The organism is Streptomyces odontomachi (assembly GCF_024435355.1).
Lineage (GTDB): Bacteria > Actinomycetota > Actinomycetes > Streptomycetales > Streptomycetaceae > Streptomyces > Streptomyces odontomachi.
On record NZ_JAMJWG010000018.1, the window covers coordinates 70,882 to 85,432 of the forward strand.

Annotated in this window: 10 protein-coding genes; 4 read left to right on the top strand and 6 right to left on the bottom strand. The window is 74.1% G+C overall.

All coding sequences use genetic code 11. The features are described from left to right. Position 1: 1 nt before the first annotated feature. Complete coding sequence (locus NQO67_RS31015; RefSeq protein WP_255953659.1) at positions 2-589, bottom strand: (2Fe-2S)-binding protein; 588 nt, start codon at positions 587-589, stop codon at positions 2-4. Then, a complete protein-coding gene (locus tag NQO67_RS31020) occupies positions 589-1,488 on the bottom strand; it encodes an FAD binding domain-containing protein (RefSeq protein ID WP_255953660.1) in 900 nt (299 codons plus the stop codon). Before NQO67_RS31020 ends, NQO67_RS31015 begins: the two co-directional genes overlap by 1 nt. A 246-nt stretch (positions 1,489-1,734) precedes the next feature. Here NQO67_RS31020 and NQO67_RS31025 point away from each other — a divergent pair, with 246 nt between their 5' ends. Together NQO67_RS31025 and NQO67_RS31030 are read left to right on the top strand one after the other, a co-directional pair. Beyond that, complete coding sequence (locus NQO67_RS31025) at positions 1,735-3,783, top strand: PucR family transcriptional regulator (protein WP_255953767.1); 2,049 nt, start codon at positions 1,735-1,737, stop codon at positions 3,781-3,783. Positions 3,784-3,939: 156 nt separating this feature from the next. After that, the gene (locus NQO67_RS31030) at positions 3,940-4,716 is read left to right on the top strand and encodes a hypothetical protein (protein ID WP_255953661.1); all 777 of its coding nucleotides are present in this window, start codon (positions 3,940-3,942) and stop codon (positions 4,714-4,716) included. A gap of 52 nt (positions 4,717-4,768) precedes the next feature. Here NQO67_RS31030 and NQO67_RS31035 read toward each other — a convergent pair whose 3' ends face one another. Further along, positions 4,769-5,524 (bottom strand): GntR family transcriptional regulator, encoded by a 756-nt coding sequence (locus tag NQO67_RS31035; RefSeq protein ID WP_374119206.1) that lies wholly within the window; start codon positions 5,522-5,524, stop codon positions 4,769-4,771. 807 nt (positions 5,525-6,331) lie between these two features. Between NQO67_RS31035 and NQO67_RS31040 the strand changes: the two genes are divergently transcribed. After that, positions 6,332-7,144 carry a (2Fe-2S)-binding protein gene (locus tag NQO67_RS31040; protein WP_255953769.1) on the top strand — a complete coding sequence of 271 codons (813 nt, stop codon included), beginning with the start codon at positions 6,332-6,334 and terminating at the stop codon, positions 7,142-7,144. A gap of 221 nt (positions 7,145-7,365) precedes the next feature. After that, positions 7,366-8,490 carry a DUF2637 domain-containing protein gene (locus tag NQO67_RS31045; RefSeq protein ID WP_255953662.1) on the top strand — a complete coding sequence of 375 codons (1,125 nt, stop codon included), beginning with the start codon at positions 7,366-7,368 and terminating at the stop codon, positions 8,488-8,490. A 222-nt stretch (positions 8,491-8,712) separates the two neighbouring features. Here the strand turns inward: NQO67_RS31045 and NQO67_RS31050 are convergent, their stop codons facing one another. The 3 genes from NQO67_RS31050 to NQO67_RS44405 form a co-directional block, all read right to left on the bottom strand. Continuing rightward, a complete protein-coding gene (locus NQO67_RS31050) occupies positions 8,713-9,141 on the bottom strand; it encodes an ATP-binding protein (protein WP_255953663.1) in 429 nt (142 codons plus the stop codon). A gap of 413 nt (positions 9,142-9,554) precedes the next feature. Further along, positions 9,555-11,297 (bottom strand): pyruvate dehydrogenase, encoded by a 1,743-nt coding sequence (locus NQO67_RS31055; protein WP_255953770.1) that lies wholly within the window; start codon positions 11,295-11,297, stop codon positions 9,555-9,557. 253 nt (positions 11,298-11,550) lie between these two features. Continuing rightward, the gene (locus tag NQO67_RS44405) at positions 11,551-13,695 is read right to left on the bottom strand and encodes a protein phosphatase 2C domain-containing protein (protein WP_255953664.1); all 2,145 of its coding nucleotides are present in this window, start codon (positions 13,693-13,695) and stop codon (positions 11,551-11,553) included. Positions 13,696-14,551: the final 856 nt, after the last annotated feature.

Sequence of the window (14,551 nt, forward strand, 5' to 3'; positions counted from 1 at the left end):
GTCAGACCGCCTCCCCCTGCCGGGCGGCCGCGAGCCGGACCGCGTCCATGATCTTCTCGTAGCCGGTACACCGGCACAGGTTGCCCGAGAGCGCCTCGCGGATGTCCTCGTCGGACGGTCCCCCGCTGCCCGAAGCGTGGGGGTGGTGCCCCCTGGTGCGCTCCAGCAGTTCGTCGACGGCGACCAGCAACCCCGGGGTGCAGAAGCCGCACTGCACGGCGCCCGCGTCCAGGAACGCCTGCTGAACGGGCGAGAGCGGCACGGCATCGTCGCCCGGCGCGGCGCCGCCCGCCGGCCCCGTCTCGTCGCCGTGGGCAGCGGCGTCGAGCGCGTCGCGCTGCCGGGCGTGCTCGGCGAGCCCTTCGACCGTCAGTACCTCGCGACCCTCCACCTGCCCCGCGGCGACCAGGCAGGCGCACACCGGCACACCGTCGAGGCGCACCGTGCACGAGCCGCATTCGCCCTGCTCGCAGGCGTTCTTGGAGCCGGCAAGACCGAGCCGCTCACGCAACACGTACAGCAGGCTCTCGCCCTCCCACACGTCGTCGGCCTGCTGCTGGCGGCCGTTGACCATGAACCGCACGCGCATCACGCGGCCCCCCTTTCGTCACGGGTCCCGGGGGGCGCGCCCCGGTACGCCTCCCAGGTCCAGGTCAGGGTGCGGCGGGCCATGACGCCGACGGCGTGCCTGCGGTAGTCCGCGGTGCCGCGCACATCGTCGATGGGGTTGCAGGCGGCGGCGCACAGGTCGGCGAACCGGCGGACGAGTGACGGGTCGATGGCACCGCCGCTGTCCCACAGGCCGCCGTCCTTCAGCGCCGCGTTGAGGAAGTCCTCGGCCGCCTGCGCCCGGATCGGGGTGGGGGCGGCGGAGCCGATGCCGGTCCGTACGGTGCGCGTTCTGGGGTGCAGGGCGATGCCGAAGGCGCACACCGCGATGACCATGGCGTTGCGCGTGCCGACCTTGGAGAACTGCTGCGGCCCGTCGGCCTTCTCGATGTGCACCGCCTTGATCAGCTCGTCGGGGGCCAGGGCGTTGCGCTTGACGCCGGTGTAGAAGGCGTCGATCGGGATGCGCCGCACGCCGCGCACCGACTCCACCTCGACCTCGGCGCCCGCGGCCAGCAGGGCCGGGTGGGCGTCACCGGCCGGCGAGGCGGTGCCCAGGTTGCCGCCGACACAGCCGCGGTTGCGGATCTGCGGGGACGCCACGGTGTGGGAGGCCAGGGCGAGCCCGGGGAGTTCGCCGCGGAGGTTGCGGATGATGTCGGCGTACGGGACGCAGGCGCCGAGCCGTATGGTGCGCTGGTCGGCGTCCCAGGTGAACAGCTCGCCGATGCGGGTGAGGTCCAGGAGGTGGGTGGGCCGCCGGTGGTCGAAGTTGATCTCGACCATCACGTCCGTGCCACCTGCCAGGGGCACGGCCGCCGGGTGTGCGGCCTTGGCGGCGAGCGCGTCCGCCCAGCGGGTGGGCCTCAGGAAGTCCATGAGCGGTGGTCGCCTTCTGCCGTTTCTGCTGCTTCTTCTGTCGGTGCGTCTTTTCTTCTGCCGGTGCGTCTTCCGGTTCTTCTCTTCCTGCTGTTTCTTCCACTGACCAGTACACCGCGGGGCGCAGGCCGCGGTCAGTCACCGAAACTCTGAAGGAGTTGGCTGGCCAGATGGCCTGTCTTGTAGATTCGTATGAATGGCGGGGCGGTACTCGCCCGGCCGCACCCACAACGGATCGGCGACGACATGCGGCTGCGCGCCCTGCTGGAGACCGATGTGCTGGGCCTCAAGCTGCTCGGCGGCGAGGAGGAGCTGGACCGAGTGGTCCGCGGGGTGATGACGACGGACCTACGGGATCCGAGCCGCTACCTCTCCGGCGGCGAGCTGGTCCTCACCGGCCTGGCCTGGCGGCGCGCGCCCGCCGACTCCGAACGCTTCGTGCGGCTGCTGACCGCCGCGGACGTGGCGGCACTCGCAGCCGGTGAGGCCGAACTGGGCGACATCCCCGAGGACCTGGTGCAGGCCTGCGCCCGGCATCGGCTGCCGCTCTTCGCGGTCCACGAGTCGGTCGCCTTCGCCACCGTCACCGAGCACATCGTGCGTCAGGTCTCCGCCGAGCGGGCCGGTGACCTGGCGGCGGTGGTGGACCGGCACCGGCGCCTGATGACGTCAGGACCGGCGGGCGACGGGCTCGACACCATCCTCGACCTGCTCGGCTCCGACCTGGACCTGCGGGCCTGGGTGCTCTCGGCGACCGGGCGACTCGTGGCGGGACCCCGGCAGACCGAGCACAGCCAGACGGGCCCCGGCCACCCCGAGGGCGACACGGGCGCCCCCCTGGCGCTGCCCGCCGACGTGGCCGTGCGGCTGGCCACCGCCCATCGCGCGGCGGTGCGCACCGGCCGCCCGGAGCCGCACCGGGTGCCGACCGGCCGCACCGGGCAGCCGACGTATTCACTGTTCGCGGTGGACGGTTCGGGGCGGCCGGCCACGGAGGCGGTGGCGGACACCGACGGTGCGGGCGGCGCGGCGGCGCTGTCCGACTGGCTGCTGGCCGTCGAAGCGGACGCCGGGGACTGGCCGGCGGAACGTCTCGACCTCCTGCGCGGCGTCACCCAGCTGATCGCGGTGGAACGCGACCGGCGCAACGCGGCCCGCACGGTGCGCCGCCGACTCGCCCAGGAGATCCTGGAGCTGGCCCGCACGGGCGCGGCGGCGGCGGAGATCGCGGCCCGCCTCCGGGTGGCGGCGCCCGTCCTGCTGCCGGGCCTCGGCACCGCGCCGCACTGGCAGCTGGTGGTGGCCCGGCTGGAGGTGCAGCCCCGGGGGGACGCCGCGGGCGGGCACGAGGGCCACCAGCGGCAGGATGCGCGCGGACGGCCCGGCGGACGGCAGCCACGGGACGTGCCGTACGGGCAGGACCCGCAGGACCCGTGGCTCGCGCAGGCCGGGCAGCACGGGCACGACGTACGGAACCGGCCGGACCCGCGGGACGAGCGAAACCGGCAGGAGGCCCGGCGGGCCCCCGCCGCCGAGCCCGCCGACCGGGACGGCGCAGCCGCGCAGCCGGCCGCGGAACCGGCCGGGGGCCTCGGCGGTGGGACCGCCGGGCAGGGGCCGGTGCGCGGCACGCTGGTGGAGGTGGGGGCGGCCACCCAGGCCCTGCTGGAGGAGATCCTCGTCGACCCCCGTGCCACCGGCACCGAACCCTCCGACCGGCTCGCCGTCGCCCACATAGCCGGCGAGGCCGTCGCGCTGGTGCCGCTGCCCCCGGCCGTCGGGCAGGACGGCGCCGGGGCGGGGCTGACCGCGGAGGCGCTGCTGGCGGCGGTGCGCGAGCCGCTCTCGGCCGGCCTCGGCGACGGCGACCGGCTCACCCTCGGATGCAGCGCCGTCGTGCAGTCGGCCGAGGGGTTGCGCGGCGCCCTGGAGGAAGCCAGGCACGCCCGCCGGGTGGCCGCGGCACGCCCCGGTCAGGTGTCCGCCGCCGGCCACGACGAGCTGGCCTCCCACGTGCTGCTGCTGCCGTTCGTGCCGGACGACGTGCGGCGCGCCTTCACGGCGCGGCTGCTGGATCCGTTGCGGGACTACGACCGGCGGCACCGTGCGGAACTGGTCGCCACGCTGGAGGCGTTCCTCGACAGCGACGGTTCCTGGACGCGGTGCGCCACGCAGCTGCACCTGCACGTGAACACGTTGCGCTACCGGATCGGCCGGATCGAGCAGCTGACCGGGCGTGATCTCTCCCGTCTCGAGGACAAGCTGGACTTCTTCCTGGCCCTGCGGATGACCTGACACTCCGCCACAACCGCTCCGCGGCACGCCCAGGGGTGCGCACACGGGCCGCGACTTTGTGAAATCATTCACTCACGCCCTCTTGGCCCGGCCTGTCCTTCCGTGCTGAGATGCGGCCACGACTCAACATCACAAAGGTGTGCTAGGGGAGGGAACGTGGCGCGTACCGCCATGTCTGGTACCGGAACGACCACAGCAAACGATCCACTCCAGACCGCGGTATGGCGGTTGCGTTCGCGTGCCTGTTGGGGGGACGCAGCCGCCCTTCTAGAGCCTCTGGCGACATCCGACGCCGCGGCGGCGTTGCAACGCGCCGCCCTGCTCGCCGAGCGCTGCCTGTACACCGAGCAGGGCTGGGCCGAGGCGGAGGACGCACTGCGCACGGCGGAGGCGCTGGCACAGAACGACGAGGAGCGGGGCGCGGCCGCGTGTGAGCGGGGGCATCTCGCGTACGCCGCCACCCTGTTGAAGGTGCGGGACCGGGCGGACGAGGCACGCGCCGCGCTGGGGCGCGCGGCAGCGCTCATCGCACCGGACGCGCCGGCGCGCGCGCTGCTGGACTTCCGGCGTGGGCTGATCTCCGAGAACCTCGCCGGGTCGGCCCAGGCGGCGCGCGCCGCGTACCACAGGGCGCAGGCCGCTGCGCTCACCCAGGACGACCCGCTGCTGCTGTCCTTCATCTGGCGCCAGCTGGGCGGGCTCGCCCTGCGCGACGGTGACCTCGCCGAGGCCCGGCACGGCTTTGCGGAGTCCCTGCGGATCCGCGAGGAGCTGGGCTACCTCGTCGGCACGGCGCCCGCACTGGCGTCGCTCGCCGACGCGGAGTCCGAGCCGGAGGCGAGCCGCCTGCGCGCCGAGGCCGCCCGCCTGTTCCGGCTGCTGGGCGGCGTACCGACCTGGCTGGGCGCCCAGCTGGAGCCGTCAGCGGCCTGACGCGGTCCGGCCACGGCCGGCACCCCCGCACCGGCGGAGGGCGCCGGCCGCCTCAGCACTCCGTGCGGAAGTGGTCCCGTACCAGGGACTCGACGCGCGCCAGGTCATGTGCGGCCAGGGCGTCCAGGAGCTGAGCATGCTCCGCCGCGTGGGCCAGCAGACTCGCCCGACGGCAGGAACCCGACCCGGCCACCCGGGGCCACTGGGCGCGCCGGTGCAGGTCATCCGCGGTCTGGACGAGCTGCTGGTTGCCCGCGAGGCCGAGCAGGGCCCGATGGAAGGCGCGGTCGGCGAGCACGTACCCCGCACGGTCCGCGCATCCCGCCGGCCCCGTGGCGGCCTCGGCGAGCGCCCCGAACTCGGCCCAGCGCTGGGCCGGCACCGCGTGCGCCAGACGCAGCATCACGGGCACCTCTATCAAGGCCCTGACCTCGGCAAGCTCCGCCAGCTCGCGGGCGTCCCTGCACACCACGCGAAAGCCGCGGTTGGGCACCACTTCCACGGCGCCCTCGCAGGCGAGCTGCTGCATGGCCTCGCGCACCGGTGTCGCCGACACCCCGAAGCGCTCCCCCAGCACCGGCGCCGAATAGACCTTGCCGGGCACCAGTTCGCCCTCCAGCAGGGCGGTGCGCAGGGCGTCCAGCACCTGACCGCGCACGGAGACCCGGCGGACCTGGCCGCGCAGCGGCTGCGGCGCGTGCGGCGGCTCCGACGGCGCCGGGCCGGATGGCGGCACATCGCGGTCCGTTTCCGGTGCGATCCCCGCACCGCCCTCGGACGAGCCCGGCCCGCGCCACGCATGCGGCACCTGCGCGTACGACTCGGGCGTGGCCTGCGCGTACGACTCGGGCGTGGCCCGCGGGTGGTACGCGGACGCGGTCTGTGGTCGGTGCTCGGACGCGATCCGGGGTCCGTGGTCGGGCCCGCTGCCCGAGCCACACCCCGGTTCGCCCTCCGGGCCCTGCCCGGAGCCGGCTTGCAGGCCGTACGCGGACACGACCGGCGGGCACGGTTCCGGCACCCGGGCGTGCGCCGTGACGGGCGGGGCGGACGCCGCGGCGGACACCGTGACCGGAGCGGCCGGCGCCCCGGCGGACGCCACGGCCGGCGGTACCGCGGGCGGCACGGTGCCGGAGGGTGCCGTACGGCCCTGCGAGGTCCCGCGCTCCGAAGGCGCCCCGCGCTCCGAGGGCGCAGCAGGTCCCGGGGACGGCGTGGGACGTCCCGAGGATGCCGGAGGTCGTGGGGACGCCGTACGGCTCGGTGCGTCCGGCGCGAGGGGCGGGTCCGGGCGGGCGGAGTCGCCCGCGGCGGGCAACCCGGCGGTGCCGTGGTCGGCGTTCCGCGTGCGGGGATGCTCCACTGCTGCACTCCTTCTAGCGGCCGGGCGCGCCATCGCGCCACTCGCACACCGGCGGGCCGCGTGCTGATCCGAGCAGCACGATAGGGCGACGAAGCCCCAGTTGAAACCTCGATCTTCTCGAGTAAGGTAAGGCTTACCTGAAACCGAACGAGATCGGGTGGTCCCCGTATGCCCGCTTCCGCCCTGGCCGGCCCCGCCGCACCGCGCGCCACCGCGCGTCCGGGCACCGTGCCCGAGCCGGCCGGCTCGCCGATGGCGGAGGCCTACGCCCGACTCGCCGCGGTCCACCCCGGGCTGCGGGTGACCGAGCCGGCGCCCGGCGAGCCCGACCCGTCGGGCGTGGACTGGATCCCGGTCGAGCAGCTCGCCTCGGGCGGCCCCGCGCTCGACTCCTTCCTGGCCTTCGTCGACGCCCGGTCGCAGCGCGACTACGGCCGGCGGGCACGCCCCGACGTCGTGGCCACCTTCGCGCTGCACCGGTACGCCTGGTCCGCGTGCCTGTTGATCACCGTGCCGTGGTTCCTGGCCCGGCGGGTGCCGCGGCTGCCCGTGTCAGCCGTGGCGTACCACCGCACCGAGGGCCGTATCGCGGTCCGCACCGGCACGTTCGCCTGCCTGCCGGACGACCCGGCGGCCACGCTGCCCACCGCGCGCGTGGTGCCGGACGAGGAGGCGCTGCGCACCGAGGTGCGCGCGGCCGTGGCCGAGCACCTGACGCCGCTGCTCGCGGCCTTCGGGCCGCGCATGCGGCGCCGCGGCCGGGCCCTGTGGGGGATGGCGACCGACGAGATCACCGAAGGACTCTGGTACATCGGCCATCTGCTCGGCGAGGAACAGCGGTCGCGCGCGGAGCTGGCCAGGCTGCTCCCGGGCGGCACCGCCCCGTACGCCTCGGGTGCCGCCTTCCGCGAGCTGGCGGACGCCGGCGGGCGGGCCCTGACGACCCGCAACCGGGCGAGCTGCTGCCTCTACTACACGCTGCGCCCCGAGGACACCTGCGCGACCTGCCCGCGCACCTGCGACACCGACCGCGTCGCCCGGCTGACCGCCCCTGCCGGTCACTGAGCCCTCGCCACAGCGCTATCCTTCCAACCCTCTTGCAGGGGGCTCCCGTTCGCGCCAGTCGAACGCAACTGGCATGATCCACACGAGAGTTCGGGAGGAATGCCGCCGCTCGCCCCACCGGGCACCTCTTTGGCGTTCTCTTGTCCCGAAACCCCCGGCAAGGCACGTGCATCGCGCCACCATGACGCCCGAAACGCCCGAACCCGAACCAAGGGACCCAGATGAGACTTACCGATATATCGCCGGACTGGTTGTTGGTGGGCGCCGTGCTGTTGCTGGGCATGGGGACGGCGATTGCGGTACTCGCACGCACACGGCGTGCCGGGGAGAAGGCCACCGCCGAGGACTCGTGGGAGCGCAGCGAGGAGCGTCGACGGCGCAAGGAGACCCTGTACGGCACGGCGTCGTACGCCCTGCTGTTCTGCTGCGCGGCCGTCGCCGCCGCGCTCTCCTTCCACGGTCTGGTCGGCTTCGGGCAGCAGAACCTGGGCCTGTCCGGCGGCTGGGAGTACCTGGTGCCGTTCGGTCTCGACGGTGCCGCGATGTTCTGCTCGGTGCTCGCGGTGCGGGAGGCCAGCCACGGTGACGCGGCGCTCGGCTCGCGGCTGCTGGTGTGGCTGTTCGCAGGGGCCTCGGCGTGGTTCAACTGGGTGCACGCACCGCGTGGGCTCGGGCATGCGGGTGCCCCGCACTTCTTCGCCGGGATGTCGCTGTCCGCGGCCATCCTGTTCGACCGTGCGCTGAAGCAGACGCGCCGCGCCGCCCTGCGCGAACAGGGCCTGGTGCCCCGCCCGCTGCCGCAGATCCGCATGGTCCGCTGGGCGCGCGCACCGCGTGAGACCTACGCGGCCTGGTCCCTGATGCTGCTGGAGGGCGTCCGCACGCTCGACGAGGCCGTCGAAGAGGTGCGCGAGGACCGCCGGCAGAAGGAGCACAACCGCCGGCTGCGCCGTACGCAGCAGCGGCACGAGCGGGCCCACCTGAAGGCGCTGAGCGGCTCCAGGTGGCCCTCGCGCGGCGGGCGGCAGGTCGACGTGCCGGCCGTGACCACCGGCTCGCCCGCGTCCTCCGGCTCCACCCCGGCGCTCACCGCGGCGGAAGGCAACGCGGCGCTCCCCGCCGGGGCCGGCACGACGTCGCTCCCTTCCCCGGCAACCGACAGCTCCGCCGACTCCGCCCGCCCGCACGCCGACCTGTCGCCGCTGCGCAGCCGGCCCTCCCTGGAGGCCGTCAGGTTCGGCGAGCCGGTCACCGTCGACCTCACCGCCGAGGACGACACCCAGACGCTGCCCCGGCTGGACTCGCTGGAGCGCAAGCTCAAGGACCTGGAGCAGCAGTTCGGCTGAGGGTGAGCCGCCGGCTCGACTCGCTCCGACCGCCGGCCCGGTCGGCTCGGCCTCGTGCCGGTCGACGCATCGCCGAATGACGGCGTTGCCGCATCTTCCGTGACGACGGTGTCGCCGTCTTCCGGAGCGGCGACGCCGTCGGCGCGTTCCAGCGCCCGTACCACGCCCGCGCCCCCTGCGGTCCCCCGACCGGCGCCCCAGTCCCAAGGCTCGTGGGCAGGCTCACTCGCCGCCCGCCTCCAGCTCGAACCACACCACCTTGCCGGCCTCCTCGCCGGGCCCGGTGCCCTGGGTGCGTACCCCCCAGGCGTCCGCGAGGCACTGCACGAGCATCAGGCCCCGGCCGTTGGTGCCCTCGTCAGGGCTCGGCGTGCGCGGCCTGGGGATGCGCCCGGCGAAGTCCCTGACCTCCACGTACAAGGTGTCCTGGCGCACCACAGCGGTGAGTACGGCATCCCCGTCCGTGTGCACCAGTGCGTTGGTGACGAGCTCGGTGGTGAGCAGCTCGGCCGTGTCGGAACGGCCCGGCTTCCCCCAGTGCTCCAGCAGTGTGCGCAGCGCATGGCGGGTCTCCGGAACCGCGCGGAGATCCGCCCGGCAGACCCTGCGCATGAATCGGGTGCGCTCGGTATCGCGTGATTGCCTTGTCATGTCCCCCGCTGTCCACACGATGCAACCGTTCCTTCCCCGTGGATTCCCCCTCGAACAGGTACACGAGATGCATGCCCCGCCCGCTCTGCGGCACTCATGTCCTTTCATGGCACACCCGCGACGTCATGACGAGGTCATGACGAGGTCATAAAGGGTCATGACTACGTCATAAGCCGGGACCACCACCGCCCGCCTTCGAAACCGAGCCGGGGACCCGCACACGGCCGTGACCTGCGAGGTCACGGCTCGGCGCGGGTCAGTTTGCGACCGTCACAGTCCGATGCACGGCAGGTGAAAGAAACGCCCGGCGGGCGTGGTCGCACCCCGCGGTCGCGCCCTGCCGTCGCACCCGCCGGTCATATCGTCGAAGGGACGCCGGTACCGACCCGCCCGTCGAAGCGGCCGGGCCCGCCTCATGGTCGCGGCACGTTGCGCAGGTTGGAACGCGCCATCTGCACCATCCGGCCCACGCCGCCGTCCAGCACCATCTTCGACGCGGAGAGCGCGAACCCGGTCACCATGTCGGCGCTGATCCGGGGCGGGATGGAGAGCGCGTTCGGATCGGTCACGACGTCGACGAGCGCGGGGCCCTTGTGCGCGAAGGCGTCCCGCAGCGCGCCCGCGAGCTGCTTGGGCTTCTCCACCCGCACCCCGTGGGCCCCGCACGCCCGGGCCACCGCGGCGAAGTCGGGGTTGCGCAGGGCCGTGCCGTACGCGGGCAGGCCGGCGACCATCATCTCCAGCTCGACCATGCTGAGGGAGGAGTTGTTGAACAGGACGACCTTCACCGGCAGGTCGTACTGCACCAACGTGAGGAAGTCACCCATCAGCATGGCGAATCCGCCGTCGCCCGACATGGCCACCACCTGCCGGCCACGGTCGATGAACTGGACCCCGATGGCCTGCGGCAGCGCGTTGGCCATGGAACCGTGCGAGAAGGAGCCGATGATGCGTCGCCGGCCGTTCGGCGTCAGATAGCGGGCCGCCCAGACGTTGCACATTCCGGTGTCCACGGTGAACACGGCATCGTCCGTGGCGAGGTCGTCGAGCACGGAGGCGACGTACTCGGGGTGGATCGGGATGTGCGTGTCGACCTTGCGGGTATAGGCCTTCACCACGCCTTCCAGCGCGTCCGCGTGCTTCTTCAGCATCCGGTCCAGGAACCTGCGGTCGGTCTTGGGCGACACCTTCGGGATCAGGCAACGCAGCGTCTCGCGCACATCGCCCCAGACGGCCAGGTCGAGCTTGCTGCGCCGGCCCAGGTGCTCGGCGCGCACGTCCACCTGGACGATCCGCACGTCATCGGGCAGGAACGGGTTGTACGGGAAGTCGGTGCCCAGCAGGATCAGCAGATCGCACTCGTGGGTGGCCTCGTAAGCGGCGCCATAGCCGAGCAGACCGCTCATGCCCACGTCGAACGGGTTGTCGTACTGGATGAACTCCTTGCCGCGCAGGGCGTGACCCACGGGTGCCTTGATCTTCTCCGCGAACTGCATGACCTCGGCGTGCGCCCCCGCGGTGCCCCGGCCGCAGAAGAGGGTGACCCGGTCCGCCTCGTCGATCATGGCGGCCAGCCGGTCGATCTCCGCATCGCCGGGGCGCGCGGTGGGGCGCGTGGTGACGAGGGCGCTTTCGGTGGTGCGCTCGGGGGCGGGGTCGTCCGCGATGTCGCCGGGCATCGCCACCACGCTGACGCCGGAGCGGCCGACGGCGTGCTGGATGGCGGTCTGGAGCAGCCGGGGCATCTGCCGGGCGTTGGAGATCAGTTCGCAGTAGTGGCTGCACTCACGGAACAGCTGGTCCGGATGGGTCTCCTGGAAGTAGCTCAACCCGATCTCGCTGGACGGGATCTGGGAGGCGAGGGCGAGCACCGGGGCGGAGGAGCGGTGCGCGTCGTACAGGCCGTTGATCAGGTGCAGGTTGCCCGGACCGCAGGACCCGGCGCAGGCGCACAGGTCCCCGGTGATCTGGGCCTCGGCACCGGCCGCGAACGCGGCCGTCTCCTCGTGCCGCACATGGATCCAGTCCATGCCGGGATGCCGCCGCACGGCGTCCACGACGGGGTTGAGACTGTCCCCGACCACCCCGTACAGCCGCTTGACCCCGGCGCGTACGAGGGTGTCGACAAACTGCTCCGCGACGTTCTGCTTGGCCATGGCTTCCTCGAACTCCTCGGCGAGCCCTTGGTGCGTCCCTGGTGAGTGGCACCGGATGACGTCCATGTAGGCACGACGCGGGTTCCTAATCCTGTCGCACCGCCGCGGGTCGGGATCAGGAGCACCGCGCCGGAGGGTCCTTGTGGCCTCCGGCGGCGGCTGGGCGGCGGTGGCCGCGCGGAGGCCCCCCGGTCGGAGGGGCCTCCGCGCCCCGGCGGTGACGACTCGGGCTCCCCCGGCCGCCCGTGGGTGCTCAGGCCTCCCAGACGGCGGCGGCCGTACGGTCGTCCGCGTAGCCCTTCACGCGGACCTGGGCGTCGGCGAGGAACTCGGCGAGGCCGGGCGGCTCGCCGCGTCCCCAGCGTCCCGCCAGATGGGCTGCCAGGGCCGGCTCACCGTGCAGCGGTTCCGCGAGACCCTGGCTGCACAGCAGCAGGACGTCGCCGCTCGCTGCGGAGGCGGCGTGGAAACGGAAGGCGGCAGGGGGCGGCGCCGCTGCCGGCTCTCCCCCGGTGACCCGCGGGTCCGGACGACGGTCCCAAGGGCTCGGGGGCGTGGGAATCCCCAGTTCCATCGTCAGCCGGTCCCCCGCGGGGTCCTCGGCCGGCGTTCCACCGCGGCCGGAGGCGTCGGCCACCGCCTCCGGCGAGGACGGCTCGAGGTCCTGCCACGCACCGCCACGGATCCGGAACAGGCCGCCGGGACCGGACCCGAAGAAGATCCGCAGCCGGCAGTCGGGATCTGCGGGCAGCAGCAGGCAGCGCAACGTCGCCGTGTACTCCTCCGGCGGGACGCCCATCTCACGGGCCCGTGCACGCAGCCGGCCCAGGGCGCGGTCGGTCAACCGGTGCAGACCGGCCTTGAGTGGACCGCGGAGCCCGGCGCGGATGTCCTCCGACAGGCCGGCGTGATGGCGGCCGACCACCCTGCCCAGCTCCGCACACGCCTCGCTGGCCGCCCGGTGCGCACCTGCCACGGCCCGTGCGCCGGTGGCCATCGCGACCAGCACCAGGGCCTGCTCGCCGGTGCCGAAACGGGCCGTGAGCAGGGCGTCGCGGCGCGGCTCACCGCGGTACCTGGCCGAGTCGCCGCGCACGGAGACGGCACGCAACGTGCAGGCGCCATAGCGCGCGCCGTCCAGCACGGTGTCCGCGACGACCTCGCCGACGCCGTCGGGGTCGGCCTCCGGCAGCGCGACCGGTTCGGCCTCGTAGGTGGGCGGGCGGTCGCCGACGTGGTGGACGACACCCGGGCCCAGGGCGTTGCCGGGCGGCGGCGCCGATGCCGGGGGCGTCGCCCCGAAGCCGGAGGGTGCCCAGGCGGGCGGCGTCGTGCCGGTCGGACGGTGCCCCGTCCGGAAGTTGCGGGTCATGTCGGACGCGGGCGGCGGGCCGGCCCGGTCGGGAGCCGATGGGAAGCCGGACGCGGGGGCGTCAGGGCCGGTACCGGAGGCGGGCCCGACCGAGCCGGCGCCGTGCTCTGCCGCGGGCGACGGGAACGCCGCCGCGGGGCCGGGCGCCGTTCCCGTCGGCCCACCGGCCGTCCAGGCGTCCGGCAGAGTGCCGGAGTCGGGATCGCGGGTCGCCTCGGGGCCGGACGGGGTGCCGAAGTCGGAGCCGGGGGCGGAGTCGGGGGGCAGGTCGGGGCCAGGGCCGGATGCCGTGCCGAGGTCGGATGCGAAGTCCACGTCCGAGCCCGCGCCGGCCGCCGTACCGAAACCAGAGTCGAAGACCGCACCGAAACCGGACGTGGTCCCGGAGTCAGGCGTCGTCCCGGGTTCGGAGGGCGGCTCGGAGTCAGGCGGCGTCTCGAAGTCGGAAGCCGGCTCGTAGCCCTGGCCAGGCGCGTCTTCTACCGGTCCGCGCCGCTGGTCCGGGGAGTCCGCGGGTTCAGGGGCGGGTACGGGTGCCGGTGCGGGCGCAGAGCCGGCAGCGGAGGCCGGCCCGGCCCCGGGCTCCGGGGACGTCCACGCCCCGGGAGCGTTGCCCGTCGGGTGCCACTCCCCTGGTTCCCAGGGGGAGGACGGCTGCCAGGAAGAGGGTTGCCAGTCGGACGGCTGCCAGGTGTCGGACGGCTGCCACGCATCGGACGACGCCGGCCGTGCGGGCGCGTCGGATGCGGCGCGCGGTGCGGCCGTGTCGGAGTCGGCGGAGTCGGCGGAGGCGTCGGGCGCGGGCGCGTCAGAAGATGCGCCGGGAGCAGGCCGCTCAGTGGGGCTCTCCCAGGCCGGGGGCAACGGCTCCCAGAGCGTGTCGGCGGGGTCCGGCACGGACAGGTCGAGATCGGGCTCCGTGGCGGGCGCGGGCACGGATGCGGTGCCGGGGGTTGCGGGCGGCTCCGGCGCACGCCGCGACGCGGAAGCGTCCGGGAACTCCGGCACATCGCGCCCGGCGGCCACGTCACGACTCGCCGCATCATCGAACGGACCGGACACAAACGACGGACCACGAACACCCGGCACCCCGGGCACCTCAGGAGGCCCAGGCAGGTCAGGGGCTTCGGGGACGGAGGGCGGGCCGGGCACACCAGACGGCGCGGAAACGTCCCGGGACCCCGGCACATCGCGCCCGGCGGCCACGTCACGACTCGCCGCATCATCGAACGGACCGGACACAAACGACGGACCACGAACATCCGGCACCCCCGGCACCTCGGGAGGCCCAGGCAGGTCAGGGGCTTCGGGGACGGAGGGCGGGCCGGGCACACCAGACGGCACGGAAACGCCCCGGGACCCCGGCACATCGCGCCCAGCGGCCACGTCAGGATCCGCCGCATCATCGAACGGACCGGACACAAACGACGGACCACGAACATCCGGCACCCCCGGCACCTCGGGAGGCCCAGCCAGATCCGGCACCCCGGGCACCCGCGGCGGCCCCGGAGTTTCCGGTGGCGTGGGCAGGTCAGGGGCTTCAGGGACGGCGGGTGGGGCGGGGGCTTCGGGGGGTTTCTTTGCGCGGGGTGGCGCGGGGGTGAACCAGGACGAAGGGGTGCGTGGCTTTGGGGTCCGTGCCCCCGGCGTACGCGGTGGCTCGAATTCGTCGGCCGACTTGGAAGGGGTTTCGCCCGATCCGGGCGGGGCGTCGGTCGTTCCGCGCGGGGCATCGGTCGGCTCGTACGGAGCGTCGGCCGGCTCCGAGGCCCCCGGATAGGTGAATACGGACCGCTGGTCGGGAGCCTGGGGAGGGTGCGGGACGTGCGGCGTGCGGGACGTCTTCGGTGGCTCGAACGGGCCCCGTGGCTCCGGCGGAGCG

Excerpts from the sequence above, each read along its gene's own strand:
- NQO67_RS31055 (WP_255953770.1), bottom strand. The coding sequence starts at position 11,297 with ATGGCCAAGCAGAACGTCGCGGAGCAGTTTGTCGACACCCTCGTACGC.
- NQO67_RS31025 (WP_255953767.1), top strand. The coding sequence starts at position 1,735 with ATGCGGCTGCGCGCCCTGCTGGAGACCGATGTGCTGGGCCTCAAGCTG.
- NQO67_RS31050 (WP_255953663.1), bottom strand. The coding sequence starts at position 9,141 with ATGACAAGGCAATCACGCGATACCGAGCGCACCCGATTCATGCGCAGG.
- NQO67_RS31045 (WP_255953662.1), top strand. The coding sequence starts at position 7,366 with ATGAGACTTACCGATATATCGCCGGACTGGTTGTTGGTGGGCGCCGTG.
- NQO67_RS31020 (WP_255953660.1), bottom strand. The coding sequence starts at position 1,488 with ATGGACTTCCTGAGGCCCACCCGCTGGGCGGACGCGCTCGCCGCCAAG.
- NQO67_RS31040 (WP_255953769.1), top strand. The coding sequence starts at position 6,332 with ATGGCGGAGGCCTACGCCCGACTCGCCGCGGTCCACCCCGGGCTGCGG.
- NQO67_RS31015 (WP_255953659.1), bottom strand. The coding sequence starts at position 589 with ATGCGCGTGCGGTTCATGGTCAACGGCCGCCAGCAGCAGGCCGACGAC.